The 21,504-nt window shown below is 71.4% G+C and carries 2 protein-coding genes; both read right to left on the reverse strand.

Features of this window, described 5'->3' with window-relative positions; genetic code table 11:
• Positions 1-50: 50 nt before the first annotated feature.
• Positions 51-20,867, reverse strand: a complete 20,817-nt coding sequence (locus tag LZP97_RS12270; RefSeq protein WP_048773496.1) for a non-ribosomal peptide synthase/polyketide synthase — start codon at positions 20,865-20,867, stop codon at positions 51-53.
• Between the two features lie 288 nt (positions 20,868-21,155).
• Positions 21,156-21,503 (reverse strand): hypothetical protein, encoded by a 348-nt coding sequence (locus tag LZP97_RS12275; protein WP_017682323.1) that lies wholly within the window; start codon positions 21,501-21,503, stop codon positions 21,156-21,158.
• Position 21,504 lies beyond the last annotated feature (1 nt).

Raw genomic sequence — 21,504 nt, forward strand, 5'->3', positions numbered from 1 at the left:
GTCGATGTTCGATTATCCCGGTCGGACCGACAGCAAACGAAGCGCCCAGGTCAGAGCCCCCCACCGGTGATCTCGTCGGCCGCGGCGAGCACGGATCGGACCAGTTCGGCGAACCCGTCGGCACCCAGCGCGGGCAGGACGCCGGGGATGAGGGTGTTCAACACCACAGGCACGAGCGCCTCCGCGGTCAGCGCCCCGCCCGTCGCGGTGGCCGTCGCGGCCAGCTTCTGCGCGAACTCCCCGAAGGTGACGTCCCGGCCCTCGTGGCTGAGCGCCACCGCGTCGGGGGCGGCCTCGGCGGCGGCGGCGACCAGATCCGGCAGGTCCGCCACCGTCCGCGGCTTGCGCGGCGCGGCCAGCCGGGCCCGTTCGGCCTCGGTGAGGATGTCGATCGCCCGCAACCGGATCTGCGGATCCGACGTCACCGCCTCGAGGATGCGGGTGAACCGCTCGGCGAACAGCTCGACCGTCTCCCGGTCGAACAGCGCGGTCGCGTAGGTGAAGATCACCTCGAGGCCGCCGAGGCCGCCGCCGGGCGCGAACTGCTCGACGAAGGTGCACTGCAGGTCGAACTTCGCCTGGTGGGTGCCCGCCTCGAGCGGGGTGACCGCCATTCCGGGCAGTTCCAGCGTGCCGGTCTCGATGTTCTGGAACGTGAGCATCACCTGGAACAGCGGCGTGTACGAGCTCGACCGCCTGCGGCCGACGGCGTCGACGAGCCGCTCGAACGGCACGTCGGCGTTGCCGAACGCCGCGAGGTCCTTCTCCTTCGCCTGGGCGAGCAGATCGGCGAAGGTGTCCCCGCCGGCCACGCGGGTGCGCAGCACCAGCGTGTTGACGAACATGCCCACCAGGTCGTCGAGCACTTCCTCGGCGCGGCCGGCGGTCGGAGTTCCGACCGCGACGTCCTCGGCGGACGCCAGACGCGACAGGAGCACCGCGAGGGCGGCGTGCACGACCATGAACACCGTCGCGTTGTGCTCGCGGGCGGTCTTCTCGATGCGCTGCGCGAGCGCCTCCCCGATGGTGAACGTCACCGAGTCGCCCTCGGTGGACTGCCGCGCCGGCCGCGGCCGATCCGTCGGCAGCGCGAGCAGCTCGGGACTGCCGGTCAGCTCGTCGGTCCAGTACCCGAGCTGGCGGGACAGCTCGCTGTCGGGGTCGTCCGGGCTGCCGAGCACCCGCTGCTGCCACAGCGTGTAGTCGGCGTACTGGACCGGCAGCTCCGCCCAGCCGGGCATCTGCGCCTCGGCGCGGGCGGCGTAGGCGACCATCACGTCGCGCACGAGGGGCCGCATCGAGTAGCCGTCGGCGCTGATGTGGTGCGCCACCAGAGCGAGCACGTGCTCGTCGTCGGCGACGCGGAACAACCGTGCCCGCACCGGCGGGGTCGGTGCCGTCACGTCGAAGCCCGCACCGAGGACGTCGGTGAGCCGGTCGACGATCTCGTTCTCCGACACCGGCACCGGGGCCAGGTCCGGCAGCGCCTGCGCCGTCGGGAGCACCACCTGGACCGGGCCGTCCTCCGTGTCCGGGTACACCGTGCGCAGCACCTCGTGCCGGGCGATCACGTCGGCGACCGCCGAGCGCAGGGCCTCGGTGTCGAGGGAGCCGCGCAGCCGCACCGCGACGGGGATGTTGTAGACCCCGGACCCGGGATCCACCTGGTTGAGGGTCCACATCCGTTGCTGCGCGAGCGACAGCGGAATCCGGTCGGGCCTCGGCTGCGGTACCAGCGGTGGCCGGGCACCGCGGCCGACGGACGGCTGGATCCGGCCGGCCAGCGCCGCGACGGTCGACGCCTCGAACACGGTCCGCACCGACACCCGGGTGTCGAGCGCGACACCGAGCCGGGAGGCCAGCTGCGTCGCGAGCAGGGAGTTGCCGCCGAGTTCGAAGAAGTCGTCGTCGAGGCCGGCGCGTTCGATGCCGAGAACCTCGGCGAGGATCCGGGCGACGATCTCCTCCACCGGGGTGGTGGGGGCCCGGAACTGCCCGGTCTCGAACTCCGGCTCGGGCAGCGCCCGGCGGTCGAGCTTGCCGTTGGTGTTCAGCGGGAGCGCCTCGAGGACGACGAACGCCGACGGCACCATGTACGACGGAAGGGCCTGCGCCAGTGCCGTCTTCGTCTCGGCCGCATCGAATCCGGCAGCGTCCGCTCCGGCAGCGTCGGCTCCGACGGCCGGGACCACGTAGGCCACCAGCCGGTCGCCGACGTGCGGGTCGGTGCGCACGAGGACGGCGACGTCGCGCACCCCGTCGCGGGCGCGCAGCACCGATTCGATCTCCCCGAGTTCGATGCGGTAGCCGCGCACCTTGACCTGGAAGTCGGCGCGGTCGCGGTAGACCAGCTCGCCGTCACGGTTCCAGTGCACGATGTCGCCGGTGCGGTACATCCGGCCGCCGCCGAACGGGTCGGCGACGAACCGGTCGGCGGTCAGGTCGGGACGACCGTGGTAGCCGCGCGCCAGCTGCGCGCCGGCCAGGTACAGCTCGCCGGCCACCCCGATCGGCACCGGGCGCAGGCGCGCGTCGAGCACGTACACGCGGCTGTTCCACTCGGGCACACCGATCGGCACGACCGTGGTGTCGGCGTCGCTCGTCTCGTGCACGGTGACGGACACCGCGGCCTCGGTCGGCCCGTACAGGTTGAACAGGGCCGCCGCGTTGTCCGCCCGGAACTGCCGCGCGGTGGCCGCCGGCAGCGCCTCGCCGATGGCGAGCACGCGCCGCAGCGACGACGCGACCTCCCCACCCGCGGCGGTCGTGAGCATCGACAGCATCGACGGCACCACATGCAGAGTGGTGACGCGCTCGTCGCGCAGCAACCGCAGCAGGTAGTCGGGATCGCGGTGCCCGTCGGCGGTCGCGATCACCAGACGCGAGCCGGAGGTGAGCGCCGACCAGAACTCCCACACCGACAGGTCGAACGTGGCGACGGTCTTGAGCAGCACCGCGTCGTCCGGTCCGAGATCGAACGCGTCCCGCTTCCAGACCATCTGGTTGACCACGGCGGCGTGCGGAACCGCCACACCCTTGGGCCGGCCGGTCGATCCGGACGTGAAGATCACGTACGCGGTGTTCGCCGCACGCAGCGGCGCGCGACGTTCGGCCGCGGTCACCGGCGCGTCCGGCAGACCGGAGAGGTCCACGCGGTCGAGTTCGACGACCGGCACGCCGGGCACGTCGATCCGATCCGCCGCGACCGTGACCACGCACGTGGGCGCCGCGGTGTCGAGGATGTAGGCGTTGCGCTCGGCCGGCTGGTCCGGGTCGAGGGGCACGTACGCACCGCCGGCCTTGGCGATCGCGTACATGCCGACGACGAGTTCCGGCGAACGCCGCACGATCAGCGCGACCCGGTCCTCCGGCCCCACGCCCTGGGCGATCAGGTGCCGGGCGAGACGGTTGACGCGGGCGTCGAACTCGCCGTACGTGACGGCGGCACCCTCGTACACCAGTGCGACCGCGCCGGGGTCCCGGCGTACCTGCTCGTCGAACAGGTCGACGAGCGTTGCGGCCGCGCCGGTCTCGTGGGCGGTGTCGTTCCACGCCGCCAGGACGTCGTGCTCTTCGCGCGCGAGGAGCACGGGGTGCTCGCCCACCGGCACGTCCGGCGCCTGCACCAGTGCACGGAGCAACTGCCGGAAACGCTCGGCCACAGCACGCGCGGTGCACTCGTCGAACAGGTCGGTGGCGAAGGTCAGGATCGCGTCCATCCCGGCCGGGGCGCCCTGCTCGTCGTACCGGTCGCTGACGATCAGGTGCAGGTCGAACTGCGACGTGCCGCCCTCGAGGTCGATCGGGGCGACGGTCAGGCCCGCCAGTTCCAGTTCGGTGCGCTGCTGGTTCTGGAACGAGAAGCCCACCTGGAACAGCGGGTGCCGCGCGGTGGAGCGGGCCGGGTTGAGCACCTCCACGAGCCGCTCGAAGGGCACGTCCGCGTGTGCGAACGCCTGCAGGTCGGTTTCCCGTGCCGCCCCGAGCAGTTCGTCGAACGACCGGTTTCCGTCGACGGAGAGGCGGAAGACCAGCGTGTTGACGAACATGCCGATCAGGTTCTCGACGGCGGCCTCGCCGCGGCCCGCGATGGGCGTGCCCACCGCGATGTCGTCGGATCCGGACAGGCGCGCGAGCAGTGCCGCGAACGCGGCATGCATCGCCATGAACACGGTCGCGTTGCGGGCGCGCGCGAGGTCGCGCAACGCGGCGTGCACGTCCGCGTCCACGACGAACTCGACCCGGTCGCCGCGGAACGACTGCTGCACGGGCCGCGGCCGGTCCGTGGGCAGGTCCAGCTGATCCGGCAGATCGGCCAGCGCGGTCCGCCAGTGGTCGAGCTGGCGGGCGGCGAGCGACTCGGGATCGTCCTCGGATCCGAGCAGCTCCCGCTGCCACAGCGCGTAGTCCGCGTACTGCAGCTCGAGCGGTGCCCACGCCGGCTCGGTGCCGGCGGAACGGGCGGCGTACGCGGTCATCACGTCGCGCACCATCGGCACCATCGACGAGCCGTCCGCGGCGATGTGATGCACCACGGTGACCAGGACGTACTCGGTGGGTGCGAGACGCAGCAGCGCGATCCGCAGCGGGATCTCGCGGGTGACGTCGAAGCCGGTCGAGGCGAGTTCGCGCAGGCGCGGTTCCAGCTCGGCCGCCGGGACGTCGATCGGGTCGAGGTCGACCGGGACCGCGGTGGCGGGCCGGATATCCTGTACCGGACCGGAATTCGTCTCCGGGTACACGGTCCGCAGGGTCTCGTGGCGGGCCACCAGGTCGGCGACGGCGGCGCGCAGCGCGTCGACGTCGAGGTCGCCGGTCAGGCGCAGGGCCATCGGGATGTTGTACGCCGTCGACTCGGGGTCGAAGCGGTTGAGGAACCACATGCGCTGCTGCGCCGGCGACAGTGGGATGCGTTCGGGACGCGTGCGCGCGGTCAGCGGCACCCGGGCGCCGCCGGTGGCGTCCTGCTCGACCCGCGCCGCGAGCGCGGCGACGGTCGAGGCCTCGAACAGCGTCCGCACCGGGACCTGCGTGTCGAGCGCCGCCCCGAGCCGTGACACGACCTGCGTCGCGATCAGCGAGTTGCCGCCGAGCTCGAAGAAGTCGTCGTCCGCGCCCACCCGCTCGACGCCGAGCACCTCGGCGAACGTGCCCGCGACGATCTCCTCGACCGGCGTCGACGGCGCCCGGAAGACCCGGGTCTCGAACACCGGTTCCGGCAGCGCCCGGCGGTCGAGCTTGCCGTTGACGGTCAACGGGATCGCGTCGATCACCACGAACGCCGACGGCACCATGTACTCCGGCACCAGCGCACCCGCCCCGGCGCGCAGTTCCTCGACGTCGACGGTCGCGCCGTCGGCGGGCACCACGTACGCGACGATGCGCGCCGCGCCGGGGGCGTCCTCGCGCACGATCACCGCGGCCTGCCCGACCGTCGGCTGGGCCAGCACGGCCGACTCGACCTCGCCGAGCTCGATCCGGAAGCCGCGGATCTTGACCTGGTCGTCCGCGCGGCCGAGGTACTCGAGGTCCCCCGAGACCGCCCAGCGCGCGACATCGCCGGTGCGATACAGCAATCCACCGTCGGCGGAGAACGGGTCGGCCACGAACCGGGCCGCGGACAGGTCCGGGCGGCCCAGGTAGCCGCGGGCCAGCTGGCCGCCGCCGACGTACATCTCACCGGCCACGCCCACCGGAACCGGGTTGAGGCGGGTGTCGAGGACGTAGACCCGCAGGCCCGCGATCGGCACGCCCACGATGCTCGCGGAACCGGCCTCGGCCAGCTCCGCACCGATCTCCCGGTACGACACGTGCACCGTGGTCTCGGTGATGCCGTACATGTTCACCAGCCGCGGGGAGGTGTCCCCGTGCCGGGTGAACCAGCCCGCCAGCCGGCGCGGCTCGAGGGCCTCACCGCCGAAGATCACGTACCGCAGAGCGAGGTCGCCCTCCGTGCCACCGGCCGTGCGGTCGGCCTCGGCGAGCTGGTAGAACGCCGACGGTGTCTGATTGAGCACCGTCACCCGTTCGCGCACGAGCAACTCGCGGAACGCCTCGGGCGAGCGCGAGGTGAACCAGTCCACGACCACCAGGGTGCCGCCGTACAGCAGGGGGCCCCACAGTTCCCACACCGAGAAGTCGAACGCGTACGAGTGGAACATCGTCCACACATCCGACGGGCCGAACCCGTAGACCGACTCGGTGTTCACCATGAGCCGCACCACGTTCCGGTGCGGGATCAGCACGCCCTTCGGCCGGCCCGTGGACCCCGAAGTGTAGATGACGTACGCGAGGTTCGCGGCGCCCAGCGGCGCGGTGCGCTCCTCGTCGCGGATCGGCGCGTCGTCCGTCCCCGAGAGGTCGACGGTGTCGAGCTCGACCACCGGCACCGCGGTGGGCACCTCGATCCCGGTGCCGGAGGCGGTGAGCACCGCGGCCGGTGCGGCGTCGGTGAGCATGAACTCGATCCGGTCGGCCGGGTAGTTCGGGTCCACCGGCAGATACCCGCCGCCGGCCTCGAGCACCGCGACGAGGGCGACCACCAGATCCGGCGACCGCGGCAGCGCGACCGCCACGAGCGACTCGGGGCCCACGCCCACCGAGATCAGATGCCGGGCCAGTCGCCGCGCCCGGGACGCGAACTCCGCGTAGGTCAGTGCCTCGTCGCCGAACCGCACCGCGGTGTCGCCGGGTGCGGCGGCGACCCGCGCCTCGAACATGTCCACCAGCGTCACGTCCGCCGGGGCGACGTCGTCGCCGAGCGAGTTCCACCGGGAGACCACGAGTTCACGTTCGAACTCGTCGACGATCTCGATGTCGCCGACCGCCACCGACGGATCCGCCGCCACGGCCCGCAGGATCCGCAGCAGCTGCTCGGCGAAGGCGGCGACGCGCAGCTCGTCGAACAGGTCGGTGGCGTAGGTGACGGCGGCGGCGATGCCGGCCGCCGAACCGTCCTCGGCCACCTGCTCCGAGAAGGTGAACTGCAGGTCGAATTTCGCCGTGGGCGGGTCGTAGTCGAGAGCCTCGAGCGCGAGACCGTCGAGTTCGAACTCGGCCTGTCCGATGTTCTGGAAGGTCAGCACCACCTGGAACAGCGGGTGCCGGGCCTGGGAGCGCTCCGGGTCGAGGATCTCCACCAGCCGTTCGAACGGCACGTCCGCGTGGGCGAACGCGTCGAGGTCGCTCTCGCGCACCGCGCTGAGCAGTTCCGCGAAGGACTGCCCGCCCTGCACGTCCGTGCGCAGGACGAGGGTGTTGACGAACATGCCGACCAGGTCGTCGAGGGCGGCCTCGCCGCGGCCGGCGACCGGGGTGCCGATCGCGATGTCCTCGGTGGCGGACAACCGGGCCAGCAGCACCGCGAGCGCCGCGTGCACGACCATGAACAGCGACGTGTTCTTCTCGTGCGCAAGGTTCTGCAGACGGTCGTGGAGCGCCTCGTCGACGTGGAAGCGGCTGGTGCGGCCGTGTCCGGAGGCCCGCTCGGGACGGGCCCGATCGGACGGCAGGTCCAGCTGGTCGGGCAGCCCGGCGAGCGTGCGCTTCCAGAATTGCACCTGTTCGGCGGCCACGGATCCCGGCTCGTCCTCGGAGCCGAGCACGTCGCGCTGCCACAGGGCGTAGTCCGCGTACTGGATCTCGAGCGGTGCCCAGCCGGGCAGCTCGCCGCGGGTGCGGGCCGCGTAGGCGACCATCACGTCGCGGGCGAGCGGACGCAGGGAGAACCCGTCCGTGGCGATGTGATGGGCGACGAACAGCAGCACGTGCTCGGTTCGGCTCAGCTCGAAGACCACCGCACGGAAGGGCACCTCGGTGGTGACGTCGAACCCGCGCGTGACGAGTTCGCGGGCACGGTCCGGCAGAGCCTGCGCGTCGATCTGCTCGACCTCGAGCCGCACCGGGGATTCCGGCAGGATCTGCTGGTAGCCGGTGCCGTCCACGTCGGGGTAGATGGTGCGCAGCACCTCGTGGCGCTCGGTCAGGTCCCGGATCGCCCCGCGCAGGGCGGGCACGTCGAGGGCGCCGGTGAAACGCACGCCGATCGGGACGTTGTTCACCGCCGACCCGGGGTCGAATCGGTTGAGGAACCACATGCGCTGCTGCGCCGGCGACAGTGGGATGCGCTCGGGCCGCTCGTACGGGGCCAGCGGGGTGCGGCGACCCGCGCCGGCCTCCTGCTCGGCCCGCACCGCGAGAGCCTCGACGGTCGGGGCGTCGAACAGTGCCCGCACCGGGATCGACGCGTCGAGCGCGTCGCTGAGGCGGGCCGCGACCTGCGTCGCGACGAGGGAGTTGCCGCCGAGATCGAAGAAGTCGTCGTCGCGGCCGACCCGCGGCACACCCAGTACCTGGGCGAAGACGCCCGCGACGATCTCCTCGACCGGGGTCCGCGGCGCGGTGAAGGTGCGTGCTTCGAAGGTCGGGGCCGGCAGAGCGCGCCGGTCGATCTTGCCGCTGGCGTTCAGCGGGAACGCCTCCAGGGCGACGAAGGCCGACGGCACCATGTAGGACGGCAGCGTGGTGGCCAGCGCGTCCTTCGCCCGGGCGGGGTCGAACGCGACGCCCGGCTCGGGAACGACGTAGCCGACCAGTTGCGATCCGAAGCGCGGGTCCTCGCGCACCACGGCGACGGCCTGGCGCACCTCGTCGAGGGCGGTCAGCTGCGACTCGACCTCGCCGAGTTCGATACGCAGGCCGCGCAACTTGACCTGCAGGTCCGTGCGGCCCAGGTAGTCGAGCTCGCCCGCGGCGGTCCACCGCACCAGGTCGCCGGTGCGGTACATCCGCTCGCCGCTGGACCAGGGGTCGGCGACGAATCGCTCGGCCGTCAGATCCGGGCGGCCGTGATAGCCCCGCGCCAGCTGGGGACCGGTGAGGTAGAGCTCGCCGGCGACGCCGAGCGGCACGGGGTGCAGCCGTTCGTCGAGCACGAGCGCGCCGGTGTTCCAGACCGGGGTACCGATCGGAACCGTTGCGGTGTCGCCGGGTCCGGCCGTCCGGTGGACGGTCTGGATCGTCGTCTCGGTCGGGCCGTACAGGTTGTGGACGGGTGCATCGCTCAGTGCGTGCAGCCGGGCGACGGTGTCGGCCGGGAGGCTCTCGCCGCCGCAGAAGACCTGGGTCAGGGACGCGGCGGTCGCCCGGTCGAGGTGTTCGAGCACGGCGTCGAGGACGGCGGGCACGAACTGGGCCAGGGTGACGGCGTGCCGGGCGATCGCTGCCGCCATCGCGGCGGGGTCGCGGTGCAGGTCGGGTGCGCCGACCACGATCCGGGCGCCCACGAGCGGCGGCAGGAAGATCTCCCAGACCGAGGCGTCGAAGGTGGCGGGGGTCTTGAGCAGCAGGACGTCGCCGGCGCCCGGGCCGAACTGGTCCTGCATCCACAGCAGCTGGTTGACCACGGCGGCGTGCGGCACGGCCACACCCTTCGGCCGGCCGGTGGAACCGGACGTGTAGAGCACGTACGCAAGATGATCCGGGCGCAGCGGTGCGAGCCGGTCGGCGTCGGTCAGGGGCGCGTCGCCGTACGGTGCGGTGTCGGCCTCGTCGAGCGCCACGATCGGCACCGTGCCCGCGCCCGGCAGACGGTCAGATCCGGTGCGAGCGAGAACCATTACGGGCGAAGCGGATTCGAGGACGTACGCGATCCGGTCGGCCGGCTGGTCCGGGTCGAGCGGGACGTAGGCGGCCCCCGCGGCCAGGACGGCGTGGATCGCCACGAGCATCTCCGTGGAGCGGCTCGCGGCCACCGCGACGACGGTGTCCGGTCCCGCGCCGTGCGCGACGAGATACCGCGCCAGGGCGTTGACACGGGAGCCGAACCCGCGGTACGTCCACGTCGACTCGGCCGACTCCACAGCCACGGCGTCGGGCGTGCAGGCCGCCTGCCGGGCGAGGAGATCGACCAGGGTGGCGTCGGAATCGAGCGCTCGACGGGGGCCGTGCGAAAGCTGCTCGACCGCACCGAGTTCCGCCCCCGGCAGCATCGGCAGGTCGCCGACCGGCACGTCGGGTCGTTCGGTCACCAGCCGCAGCAGCCGGACGAACCGGTCGCCCACGGCGGCGATCGTCGAGGCGTCGAACAGGTCGGTGGCGTAGGAGATCTCGACGGCGAGAGCACCCGCGTCGGTGCCGGCCGCCTGACCCTCGAGGATCGTGACCATGAGGTCGAACTTCGCCACGCCGCCGTCGAGCGGCAGTTGCGCCACCGACAGTCCCGGTAGTTCCAGGGCCACGTCGCCGATGTTCTGGAACGCCAGCATGACCTGGAACAACGGGGTCCGGGCCTGAGTGCGTTCCGGCGCGAGCACGTCCACCAGGCGCTCGAACGGCACCTCGGCGTGCGCGAACGCCCCGAGGTCGACTTCGCGCACCCGGGCGAGCAGTTCGGCGAAGGTGTCGGCAGTGTCCACCTCGGTGCGCAGCACCAGGGTGTTGACGAACATGCCGATCAGGTTGTCGAGCGAGCGTTCCCCCCGGCCGGCCACCGGGGTGCCGACGGCGATGTCCCGGGAGGTGCCGAGACGGGCCAGCAGCAGCGCCAGGGCGGCGTGAACCACCATGAACACCGTCGCGCGCTGTTCGCCGGCGAGCCGGCCGAGCGCAGCGTGCAGCGACTCGTCGAGTGTGAGCCTGTGTGTCGCACCACGATTCGTCGCCACCGCGGGCCGTGGACGGTCGGTCGGCAGGTCGAGGCCGTCCGGCAGGCCGTCGAGCGTCTGCTTCCAGTATTCGAGCTGACGGGTGACGAGCGAGTCCGGATCGTCCTCGGAGCCGAGCACGTCGCGCTGCCACAGGGTGTAGTCGGCGTACTGGATCTCGAGCGGCTCCCAGGCGGGTTCGTTGCCGAGCGACCGGGCCGCGTAGGCGACCATGATGTCGCGGGTGAGGGGACCCATCGAGAAGCCGTCGCCGGCGATGTGGTGCATGACCGCGACGAGCACGTGCTCCTCGGGGCTCAGGCACAGCAACCGCACGACGATCGGGACGTCGGTGGACACGTCGAAGTGCGTGGCCGCCAGCGTCCGCAGTTCGTCGGGCAGCTGCGCCGGGTCGATGCGCACGGCCTCGAGCGGGACGCGGGCCTCGGAGGGCGCGAGCACCTTCTGGTAGCCGTACCCGTCGAGGTCGGGGTAGACGGTGCGCAGGGATTCGTGGCGGGCGAGGACGTCGCACACCGCTTCCTCGAGCGCCGGGACGTCGAGCCGGCCGGACATGCGGACGGCCACGGGAATGTTGTTCGCCGTCGAATCGGGATCGAACCGGTTGAGGAACCACATGCGCTGCTGGGCGAGCGACAGCGGCACCCGCTCGGGCCGGGGTTGCGGAACCAGCGGGGCACGTCGCGCCGGACCGTCGTGACCGTCGATCCGGGCGGCCAACGCCTCGACGGTCGAATTCTCGAACAGCACCCGCAGCGGCACCGACGCGTCGAGCGCCGCCCCGATCCGCGAGACCACCTGCGTGGCGATCAGCGAGTTGCCGCCGAGCGCGAAGAAGTCGTCGTCGAGACCGACCCGCTCGAGACCGAGCACCTCGGCGAACACACTCGCCACGATCTCCTCCACCGGAGTCGTCGCGGCACGAAACGCCTTGACCTCGAACACCGGCTCCGGCAACGCCTTCCGGTCCAGCTTGCCCGACGCGTTCAGCGGCAACTCCGCGAGCACCACGAACGCCGACGGCACCATGTACGACGGCAGCACGTGCCCCACCGCCGACCGGGCCTCGTCCTCGTCGAACACGGCACCGGCGGTCGTGACCACGTACGCCACCAGCTGCTCGGCGCGGACCAGCACGACCGCCTGCGCCACCGCAGGAACCTCCAGCAGCGCCGCCTCGATCTCGCCGAGTTCGATGCGCAGACCACGCAGCTTGACCTGGAAGTCCGTGCGGCCCAGGTACTCGAGCTCCCCACCGGCGGTCCACGTCACCAGATCACCGGTGCGGTACAACCGCTCCCCCGCCGCCCCGAACGGGTTCGCCACGAACCGATCCGCGGTCAGATCCGACCGGCCGACGTACCCGCGCGCGAGCTGCACACCCGCCAGATACAACTCACCCGGCACCCCCACCGGCACCGGATGCAACCGCCCGTCGAGCACGAACACACCCGTGTTCCACACCGGCGCACCGATCGGCACCGACACCACATCCGCGTCGGTCACCTCGTGGAACGTCACATCCACCGCGGCCTCGGTCGGCCCGTACAGGTTGTGCACAACCACCGCCGGCAGCACCGACCGCACCCGGGCGGCGACCGCGGCGGCGAGGGCCTCACCGGACGCGAACACGTACCGCAGCGACGAGATCCCGCCGACCGCGGACTCGGCGACGAACACGGCGAGCATCGACGGCACGAAGTGCGCGACGGTCACCGACTCGGCGCGCATGACCGCCGCGAGATACCCCGGGTCGCGGTGCCCGTCCGGGGCCGCGACCACCAACCGCGCCCCCACCTGCAACGGCCAGAAGAACTCCCACACCGACACATCGAACGTGAACGGCGTCTTCTGCAACACCACATCCGCGCCGGTCAGCCCGTACCGCCCCTGCATCCACACCAGACGATTGACGATCGCCGCATGCGAGACCGCCACCCCCTTCGGCCGCCCCGTCGACCCCGACGTGAAGATCACATACGCCGTGTTCGACCCCCGCAACGGCGCCCGCCGCTCCGCATCGGACACCGGCGCACCCGAGTACCCCGACACATCCAACTCGTCGAGCACCAGAGTGCGGACAGAGCTCTCCCCCGGCACCACGAACCCGTCCCGCGTCGTGGTCAACACCACCACCGGCGCCGCCACCTCGAGGATGTACCCGTTGCGCTCGGCCGGCTGATCCGGATCCAGCGGCACATACCCGCCCCCGGCCTCCACCACCGCATACATCCCCACCAGCAGATCGATCGACCGGCGCATCGCCAACCCCACCAGCGACTCCGGCCCCACCCCCACCGACACCAGATGCCGCGCCAACCGCCGCACCCGCCCGGCGAACTCCCCGTACGTCAGCGACACACCGTCGAACGTCACCGCCGGCGCCTGCGGCGACCGCCGCACCTGCTCCTCGAACAACCCCACCAACGTCACCGCCGGCACCGCATGCCCCGTGTCGTTCCACACCTCGAGCACCCGCGACCGCTCCCCCGGCTCGAGGATCTCCAGATCCCCCACCGCCACCGACGGATCGGCCACCACCTCCTCGAGCACCCGCACGAACCGCGCCGCGAACCCCGCCACCGTCGACGCATCGAACAGATCCGTCGCATAGGTGATCTCGGCGACGAGCCCGTCGGCTCCGCCGTCGTCGTCCGTGGACTCGGACAGCGTCAGCTGCAGGTCGAACTTGGCCACCGAGGTGTCGATGGCTTGTGTCTCCAGGACGAGCCGGGGCAGCTCCACGTGGGTCGACCCGAGATTCTGGAAGGCCAGCATGACCTGGAACAGCGGGTGCCGCGCCGTCGACCGGGCGGGATTGAGCACCTCCACCAGCCGCTCGAACGGCACGTCCGCGTGCGCGAACGCACCGAGCGCGGCCTCCCGGGCGCGGGCGAGCTGCTCGGTGAACGGCTGGTCCGGGTCCACCTGGGTCCGCAGCACCAGGGTGTTGACGAACATGCCGACCACGTTGTCGAGTTCCTGCTCGCCGCGACCGGCCACCGGGGTGCCGACGGCGATGTCGTCGGTCCCCGACAACCGCGCCAGCAGCACCGACAGCGCCGCGTGCACCACCATGAACAGCGTGGTGCCGTGCCGGCGCGCGACGTCGTCGAGCGCGGAATGGACCTCGGCGGACACGACGAACCGCTCGGTGCCGCCGCGGAACGACTGCCGTGCCGGCCGCGGCCGGTCCGACGGCAGGTCGAGCTGGTCGGGCAGCCCGGCGAGGGTGGTGCGCCAGTAGGCGAGCTGGTCGGCGATCAGCGACTCCGGGTCGCTCTCGGAGCCGAGAAGTTCGTGCTGCCACAGTGTGTAGTCCGCGTACTGCACCGGCAGCGGCGGCCACGCGGGACGCTCCCACTCGATGCGCGCGGCGTAGGCGGCCATGACGTCGCGTGCGACCGGTCCCATCGACCAGCCGTCGGCGGAGATGTGGTGCATGACGATCGCCAGCACGTGCTCGGTCGGGTCGATCTCGAACAGGTGGGCCCGCACGGGCACCTCGCGGGTCACGTCGAACCCGGTGGACGCGAGCGCCGAGATCTCCTGCTGCAGGTTCTCTTCCGTGATCGACGTCGGCGTCAGGTTGGGCACCGCCGTGGCAGCGTCCGTGACGACCTGCATCGGCCCGTCGGGCCCCTCGGGGTAGACGGTTCGGAGCGACTCGTGCCGGTCGATGACGTCCATGATGGCGACCTGCAGCGCGGTGATGTCGAGTTCACCGGACAGTCGCAGCGCGAAGGGCAGGTTGTAGGTGGCCGATTCGGGCTCGAACCGGTTCAGGAACCACATGCGCTGTTGGGCCAGGGACAGCGGGATCCGGTCGGGGCGCGGCTGGGCCACGAGCGGGATGCGGCGGCCGGCGCCGGCACGGTGTTCGACCCGCGCGGCCAGCGCGACGACGGTCGACGCCTCGAACAGCAGACGCACGGGCACCTGGGTGTCGAGGGCCGCACCGAGCCTGGACACGAGCTGGGTCGCGACGAGCGAGTTGCCACCGAGCTCGAAGAAGTCGTCGTCCAGCCCGACCCGGTCGATGCCGAGGACGCTCTCGAATGTGCCCGCGACGATCTCCTCGATCGGCGTGGTGGGGGCGCGGAAGGCCCGCGCCTCGAACACCGGCTCGGGCAGTGCCTTGCGGTCCACCTTGCCGTTCGGGGTGAGGGGGACGGCGTCGAGGACGACGCAGACCGAGGGAACCATGTAGGACGGCAGGAATCCGGCGACGTACCCGGTGAGCTCCTCGCTGTCGAGTCCCGCCTCGCCGTGGACGTAGGTGACCAGAGTGGTCTGCCCCGAGGGCATTTCGTGCCCGATCGTGGTGGCGAAGTCGACGGCGGGGTGCGAGAGGTAGGCGGCGTCGATCTCCCCCAGTTCGATACGGTAGCCGCGGACCTTGACCTGGAAGTCGGTCCGCCCGGCGTACACCAGCCGGCCCTCGTCGTCCCACCGTACGACGTCGCCGGTGCGGTACATGCGCTCGCCCGGCGCGCCGAACGGGGAGGCGACGAAACGGTCCGCCGTCAGTGCGGGCCGCCGGTGGTAGCCACGCGCGAGCGCGTCCCCGGTCAGGTACAGCTCCCCGGACACGCCGACCGGAACGGGGTGCAGCCGCGCGTCGAGCACGAGGGCACCGACCCCGGCCACGGGGGTGCCGATGGTGATGGGCTCGCCCGGGTGCAGTTCGCCGCGGGTGGTGACGATCGTGGTTTCGGTCGGGCCGTACGCGTTGAAGTAGCGGCGGCCGGGCGACCAGCGGGCGACCAGATCGGCGGTGGAGACGTCGCCGCCGACGTTGAGGACGCGCAGCGTGTCGAGATCGCGGGGGTCGACCGATCCGAGCACGGCGGGGGTGATGACGGCATGGGTCACCCCGTACGTCTCGATCAGGTCGTGCAGTTCGGTGCCACCCAGCACGTTCGCGGGTGTCACGACGAGTTCGGCGCCGGAGGAGCCGGCCATCAGCCACTCGAGCACCGACGGGTCGAAGCTGGGCGCGCACACGTGCAACACCCGTGACCGCTCGGTGACGCCGTACAGTTCGACGCTCTCCTGCACGAGCGCGGCGAGCCCGTGGTGGGTCACGGCGACGCCCTTCGGCAGGCCCGTCGACCCCGAGGTGTAGATCATGTACGCGACGTGGTCGAGGCGCAGCGGCGCGAGCCGGTCGGCGTCGCCGAGCGGCGCGGCCGAGGCCCGTTCGATCGCCGCGCGGGTCTCGTCGGCGTCGAGGGCGTTCCAGTCGAAATCCGCCGGCAGCTCCGGCAGGTGCGCGGCGGTGGTCAGACCGAGGACGGCGCCGGAGTCCCGGACGATGTGCCGGATGCGTTCGACCGGGTGGGCGGGATCGATCGGCACGTACGCGGCGCCGGTCTTGGCGACGGCCCACACGCAGTGCACCATCTCCGCGGAGCGCGGGAAGGCCAGGGCCACAATCGTCTCGGGTCCGACACCGCTGTCGACGAGGACGCGGGCGAGGCGGTTGGACCACTCGTCGAGCTCCCGGTACGTCAGGGCCGACTCGCCGCATCGGACGGCGATCGTATCGGGCGCGAGATCCACTCCAGCCGTGAGCAGTTCGACGAGCGGTCGCTCCGCACGATGGAGTTCGGGGCCGCGGACCGAGACGAGCCGGGCCTCCTCCTCGGGCGCGAGGAGGTCGATGTCACCGACGGGCGTGGCCGCATCGGCGACGATCGCTTCGAGGATCCGCACGAAACGCTGCCCGAAGACGTCGACGGTGTCGGTGTCGAACAGGTCGGTCGCGTACTCGAACACGGCATTGACGCCGGCCGGGCGCCCCTCGTCGTCGGTCCGCTCGACGAGCCACAGCTGCAGGTCGAACTTCGCGATCGGCACGTCGAACTCGGCCGCGGTGGCGCGCACCCCGGAGAACGAAATGTCGCGCGTTCCAGGAGATTCCACCGCCAGCGCAGCCTGGAACAACGGGTGCCGAGCCGTGGACCGGGGCGGCTTGAGGACCTCCACGAGCCGCTCGAACGGGACGTCCGCATTGGAGAAGGCGCTCAGATCGGAGTCGCGGACCCGGTCGAGGAGTTCCTCGAAGCGCGCACCCGGATCGACCCGGGTACGCAGCACCAGCGTGTTGACGAACATGCCGATCAGGTCGTCGAGCAGACGATCACCACGGCCGGCGACGACACTGCCGACGGCGATGTCGTCGGATCCGCTCAGTCTCGACAGGAGGACGGCGTACGCGGAGTGCATCACCATGAACAGCGACGCGTGGTGCGAGCGGGCGACCTCGACGAGACCACGGTGGGTCTCGGCCGAGATCACGAACCGGCGCTTGTCGCCGCGGTAGGTGGCGACCGCCGGGCGGGGACGATCCGCGGGCAGGTCGAGCTGATCCGGGATGCCGTCGAGTTCCCGAGTCCAGTAGGCGATCTGCTGCGCGGAGATCGAGTTCGGGTCGGATTCGAGACCGAGCACGTCGCGCTGCCACAGCGCGTAGTCGGCGTACTGCACCGGGAGCGCGGACCAGCCGGGTTCGGAGCCGGCCGCCCGCGCCGCGTATGCGGCAACGATGTCGCGCACGAGCGGCTCGAAGGACGACCCGTCGGCGGCGATGTGGTGCAACACCATCGCCAGGACGAACTCGTCGTCCGCCAGCCGGTACAGCGCGATCCGGAACGGCACGTCGACGGCGACGTCGAACCCGCGCTGTGCCAGGGCCACGACCCGGTCGTGCAGCTCGGACGCGGTGATGTCGAGCACGGGGACCCGGCTGTCGACGTGTTCGACCGGCAGGATCACCTGTTGCGGTTCCCCGTCGACGGCCGGGTAGACGGTCCGCAGCGTCTCGTGCCGGGAGACGACGTCGCCGAAGGCGGCGTCGAGGGCGGCCGGATCGAGCGGACCGGTCAGCCGCACCGTGAAGGGCAGGTTGTAGGCGGCGGTGCCGGCGTCGAATCGGTTGAGAAACCAGATCCGCTGCTGCGCCGTCGAGAGGGGCAGCACGTCCGGCCGCGGGCCCGCGACGAGCGGCCGGCGGGCACCCGATCCGGACTGTCGTGCCACCCGGGCCGCGAGGCCCACGACGGTGGACGACTCGAACAGCACCCGCACCGGAACCTGGGTGTCCATGGCGGAGCCGATCCGGGACACGAGCTGGGTGGCGACGAGCGAGTTGCCGCCGAGTTCGAAGAAATCGTCGTCGAGGCCGACCTCGGCGACTCCCAGGACCTCGGAGAACGTCTCGGCCACGACCCGTTCGGCGGCGGTGCGCGGCGCCCGGAATATGCGGGCGCTGTTGAACACCGGCTCGGGCAGGGCCTTGCGGTCGAGCTTGCCGCTGGTGTTGAGCGGGAACGCGTCGAGCACCATCAGCGACGCCGGAACCATGTACGACGGCAGCGCCCGGCCCAGCGCCTCGGTCAGCGCCTCGGTGTCGATCGCGTGGCCGGGGGCGGCGACGAGGTAGCCGACGAGCTGGTCGCCGGTCGCCGTCGGCACCACGAGCACGACGGCCTGCGAGACCTCCGGGGCGGCGAGCAGGACCGCCTCGATCTCGCCCAGCTCGATGCGCTGACCCCGGAACTTGACCTGGAAGTCGGTCCGGCCGATGTAGTCGAGGTATCCGGCACCGTCCGCGCCGAGGCACCACAACACGAGGTCGCCGGTGCGGTACATCCGGTCGCCCGGGGCACCGAACGGATCGGCGAGGAACCGGTCGGCGGTGAGGTCGGGGCGGCGCAGGTAGCCGCGCGCGAGCTGGACCCCGGCGAGGTACAGTTCGCCGGGCCTGCCGGGCGGCACGGGCCGCAGCCGGTGGTCGAGGACGTAGACGCGGCTGTTCCACTGGGGGACGCCGATCGGGACGGTGGTCACGTCCTCGGCCGTGGCGCGATGGTAGGTGATCGAGACCGCGGCCTCGGTGGGTCCGTAGAGGTTGTGCAGCTGCGCGGGGCACAGCTGGGCGAACGCGGCCGCCGTCTCGGCCGGCAGCGCCTCACCGATCACGAACACGTGACGCAGCGTGTCGCACGAGCCGGGCCGGGCATTGGCGACGAACACCGTGAGCATCGACGGCACGAAGTCGGTGACGGTGACCCCGTGTTCGGCGATCCGGTCGGCCACGTACATCGGGTCGCGGTGGCCGTCGGGGGTGGCGATCACCAGGGTCGCCCCCACACGCAGTGGCATGAAGAAGCCCCACAGCGACACGTCGAACGTCGTCGCGGTCTTCTGCAGGTACACGTCGGACGCCGACAGCGCGTACTGGTCGTTCATCCACCGGATCTGGTTGTCGATCGCCCGGTGCGTGACCGCGACACCCTTGGGACGCCCGGTGGAGCCCGAGGTGAAGATGACGTAGGCGGTGCTGTCGAGGCGTACCGGCCCGAGCCGGTCGGCGTCGGTGAGCGGGCGCGTGTCCAGTCCGGTGAGATCGATGCGGTCGATCTCGACCACATCGAGGCCGGCGGGCAGATCCACCCGGTCACGCGCGGTCGTGACCACGCAGACGGGCCGGGCGGTGTCGAGAATGTAGGCGGTCCGGTCCGCGGGGTGATCCGGGTCGATCGGCACCCAGGCGCCGCCGGCCTCGAGGATCGCGTACATGCCGACGAGCAGTTCGAGCGAACGCCGCACCGACAGTCCGACCAGGGACTCCGGTCCGACGCCGCGCGCGACGAGCAGCCGCGCGAGCGCGTTCACGCGGGCGTCGAATTCCGCGTACGTCAGGCTTTCGCCCTCGTACACGAGGGCCGTGGCGTCGGGTGTGCGTGCCACCTGCTCCTCGAACTCCGCGAGCAGCGTGCGGTGGTCGACGGGGTGCTCGGTGCGATTCCACTCGGTGAGCACCCGGGCGGTCTCGGCGCCGGTTCCGAGGGGCAGGTCCCATACCCGCCGATCGGGATCGGCCGCGACGAATCGGTCGAAGAACTCCACGAACCGGGCGTGGTGCGCCCGGGACTCCTGCACGCCGTACAGGTTGGGGTTGGACTCGAAGTCGATGTGGGTGCGCGTGCCACCGCTCTTGTAGACGTTGACCCCGAGGTCCTCGATGAGACCGGTGGACAGGATGTTGATCCGTCCGACCATGTCGCCGAGGCGGACCTCGTTGTCGAACAGCATGATGTTGACCCACGGGCCGAAGAACGTGGAGCGGCCGCCGGCCGCACTCCCGGCGTCGCGGACGATGTCCTCGTGGCGGTACCGCTGGTGCCGCAGCGCTCCCGAGACGGCGGCGGTGGCCGACGCGACGAGCTGTCGCACGGTGGTGCCGGCGGCCACCTCGAGGCGCAACGGCACCACGTTGGAGACCATGCTGCCGGACCGGCGCAGTACCGCGGTGGTCCGCGCGGCGACGGGCAGGCTGAGCACGACGTCGGTGCGGCCGGTCATCTGGGCCATGTAGGCGGCGAAGGCGGCGATCACCGCGGTGGCGAGGCTGGTGTTCTCGCGTTCGGTGAAATGGTCGACGAGCTCCTCGACGCGGGCGCCGAGCGCGGCGCTGTCGATCCGGCTGACGGGGGCCGGCGGTGCGGGGCGGCCGGCCAGGCTGGTGGGTTCGTCGATGCCGTCGACGATCGTCGACCAGTACTCGCGGTCGGTGTCGAACCGCGGTGAGTTCCGGTACGCGATCTCGGCCTCGTACACGGTGCGCACGTCCGACGCCTTGTTGGGGCTGGGTTCGGCGCCCTCCACGGCGGCGGTGTAGAGCTCCGCGATCCGGGTCATGAAGGTCGCGGCGCCGAAACCGTCGAGCGCGAGGTGGTGGACGCGGTTGTACCAGAAGTAGCGGCGCTCGCCGATCTGCAGGACGGTGGCCGAGATCAGCCGGTCCTTGAGCACGTCGACCGGGGTGCTGCGGTCGGCGCGCATCCACTCCATCGCGGCCTCGCGCGGATCGTCCGCGTCCCGCAGGTCCACGTATCCGATGGAGGCGTCGAGGGTCGGATCGACGAGCTGGTACGGCTGCGCGTCGACCTCGAGGAACCGGAGGAAACCGGAGCCCATCTCGAGCGCGGCACGCGCGCTGGCCTCGAGCAGGAGGCCACGGTCGAGGTCGCCGACGAGCTCGACGTACTGGGCGATGTTCGCGGGCACCGACGGGTCGACGTGTTGCGCGAACCACATCCCGAGCTGTGCCGGAGAGAGGGGGAAGGCACCGTCCGGCACGTTCGCCGCGTTCGTGTTCGTCGCACCCGATCCGCCGACACCCAGCGAGTCCAAACCCCAACCTCTCTCTCACCGTCGGACGCAGGCCCGACCGTCGCGCCCGGTGACCCGGGCGAGCACCGTGCTCAGGTATATCTGCTGTTCAGGGGAGGAGCGTTACACGGCGGACAACGGCGCGAACGCCGCGAGACCCGCCGGGACAACGATCACCCCGCCTGTCGGCGCGGAGCTGCCCGAGCAGGTTACTCGCCGGTCGCCTTCCGGCCGCCTGACTTGCGCACCGGACCAATCTACAGGGTCGGTAAGGTCGGCTTCATCTTTGCCGCCGCGGTGTCGGAGCGGTCACCAGAGCACGGCGATGACGACGTTGAGGACACCGAGCGCACCGGCCGCGTGTGCCAGGGCTGCGGTCGAGCCCGGGTTCTGCCGCTCCTTCTTCAGACCGACGATCGCGAGTACGAGGATGACGACGGCGACGACGAGCTTGACACCGATCTTCATGTGGTTCAGGTCGGCGCCGTCCGCCTCGTTGAGCCCGACCAGCGCGAGTCCGGTCACCACCTGCAGGATCGCGCCGTGCAGCATGCCGGCCACCACGCGCGGTTCCTTGATCACGGCGAGCCAGGAGCCGATGATGCCGGCGAGGCCGATGAAGTGCAGGATGAGGAAGATGTCGATGGCGAGCGTCATG

Origin of the sequence: Rhodococcus sp. DMF-1, assembly GCF_021441945.1 — a bacterium.
In the GTDB taxonomy this organism is placed as follows: Bacteria; Actinomycetota; Actinomycetes; order Mycobacteriales; family Mycobacteriaceae; genus Rhodococcus; species Rhodococcus ruber.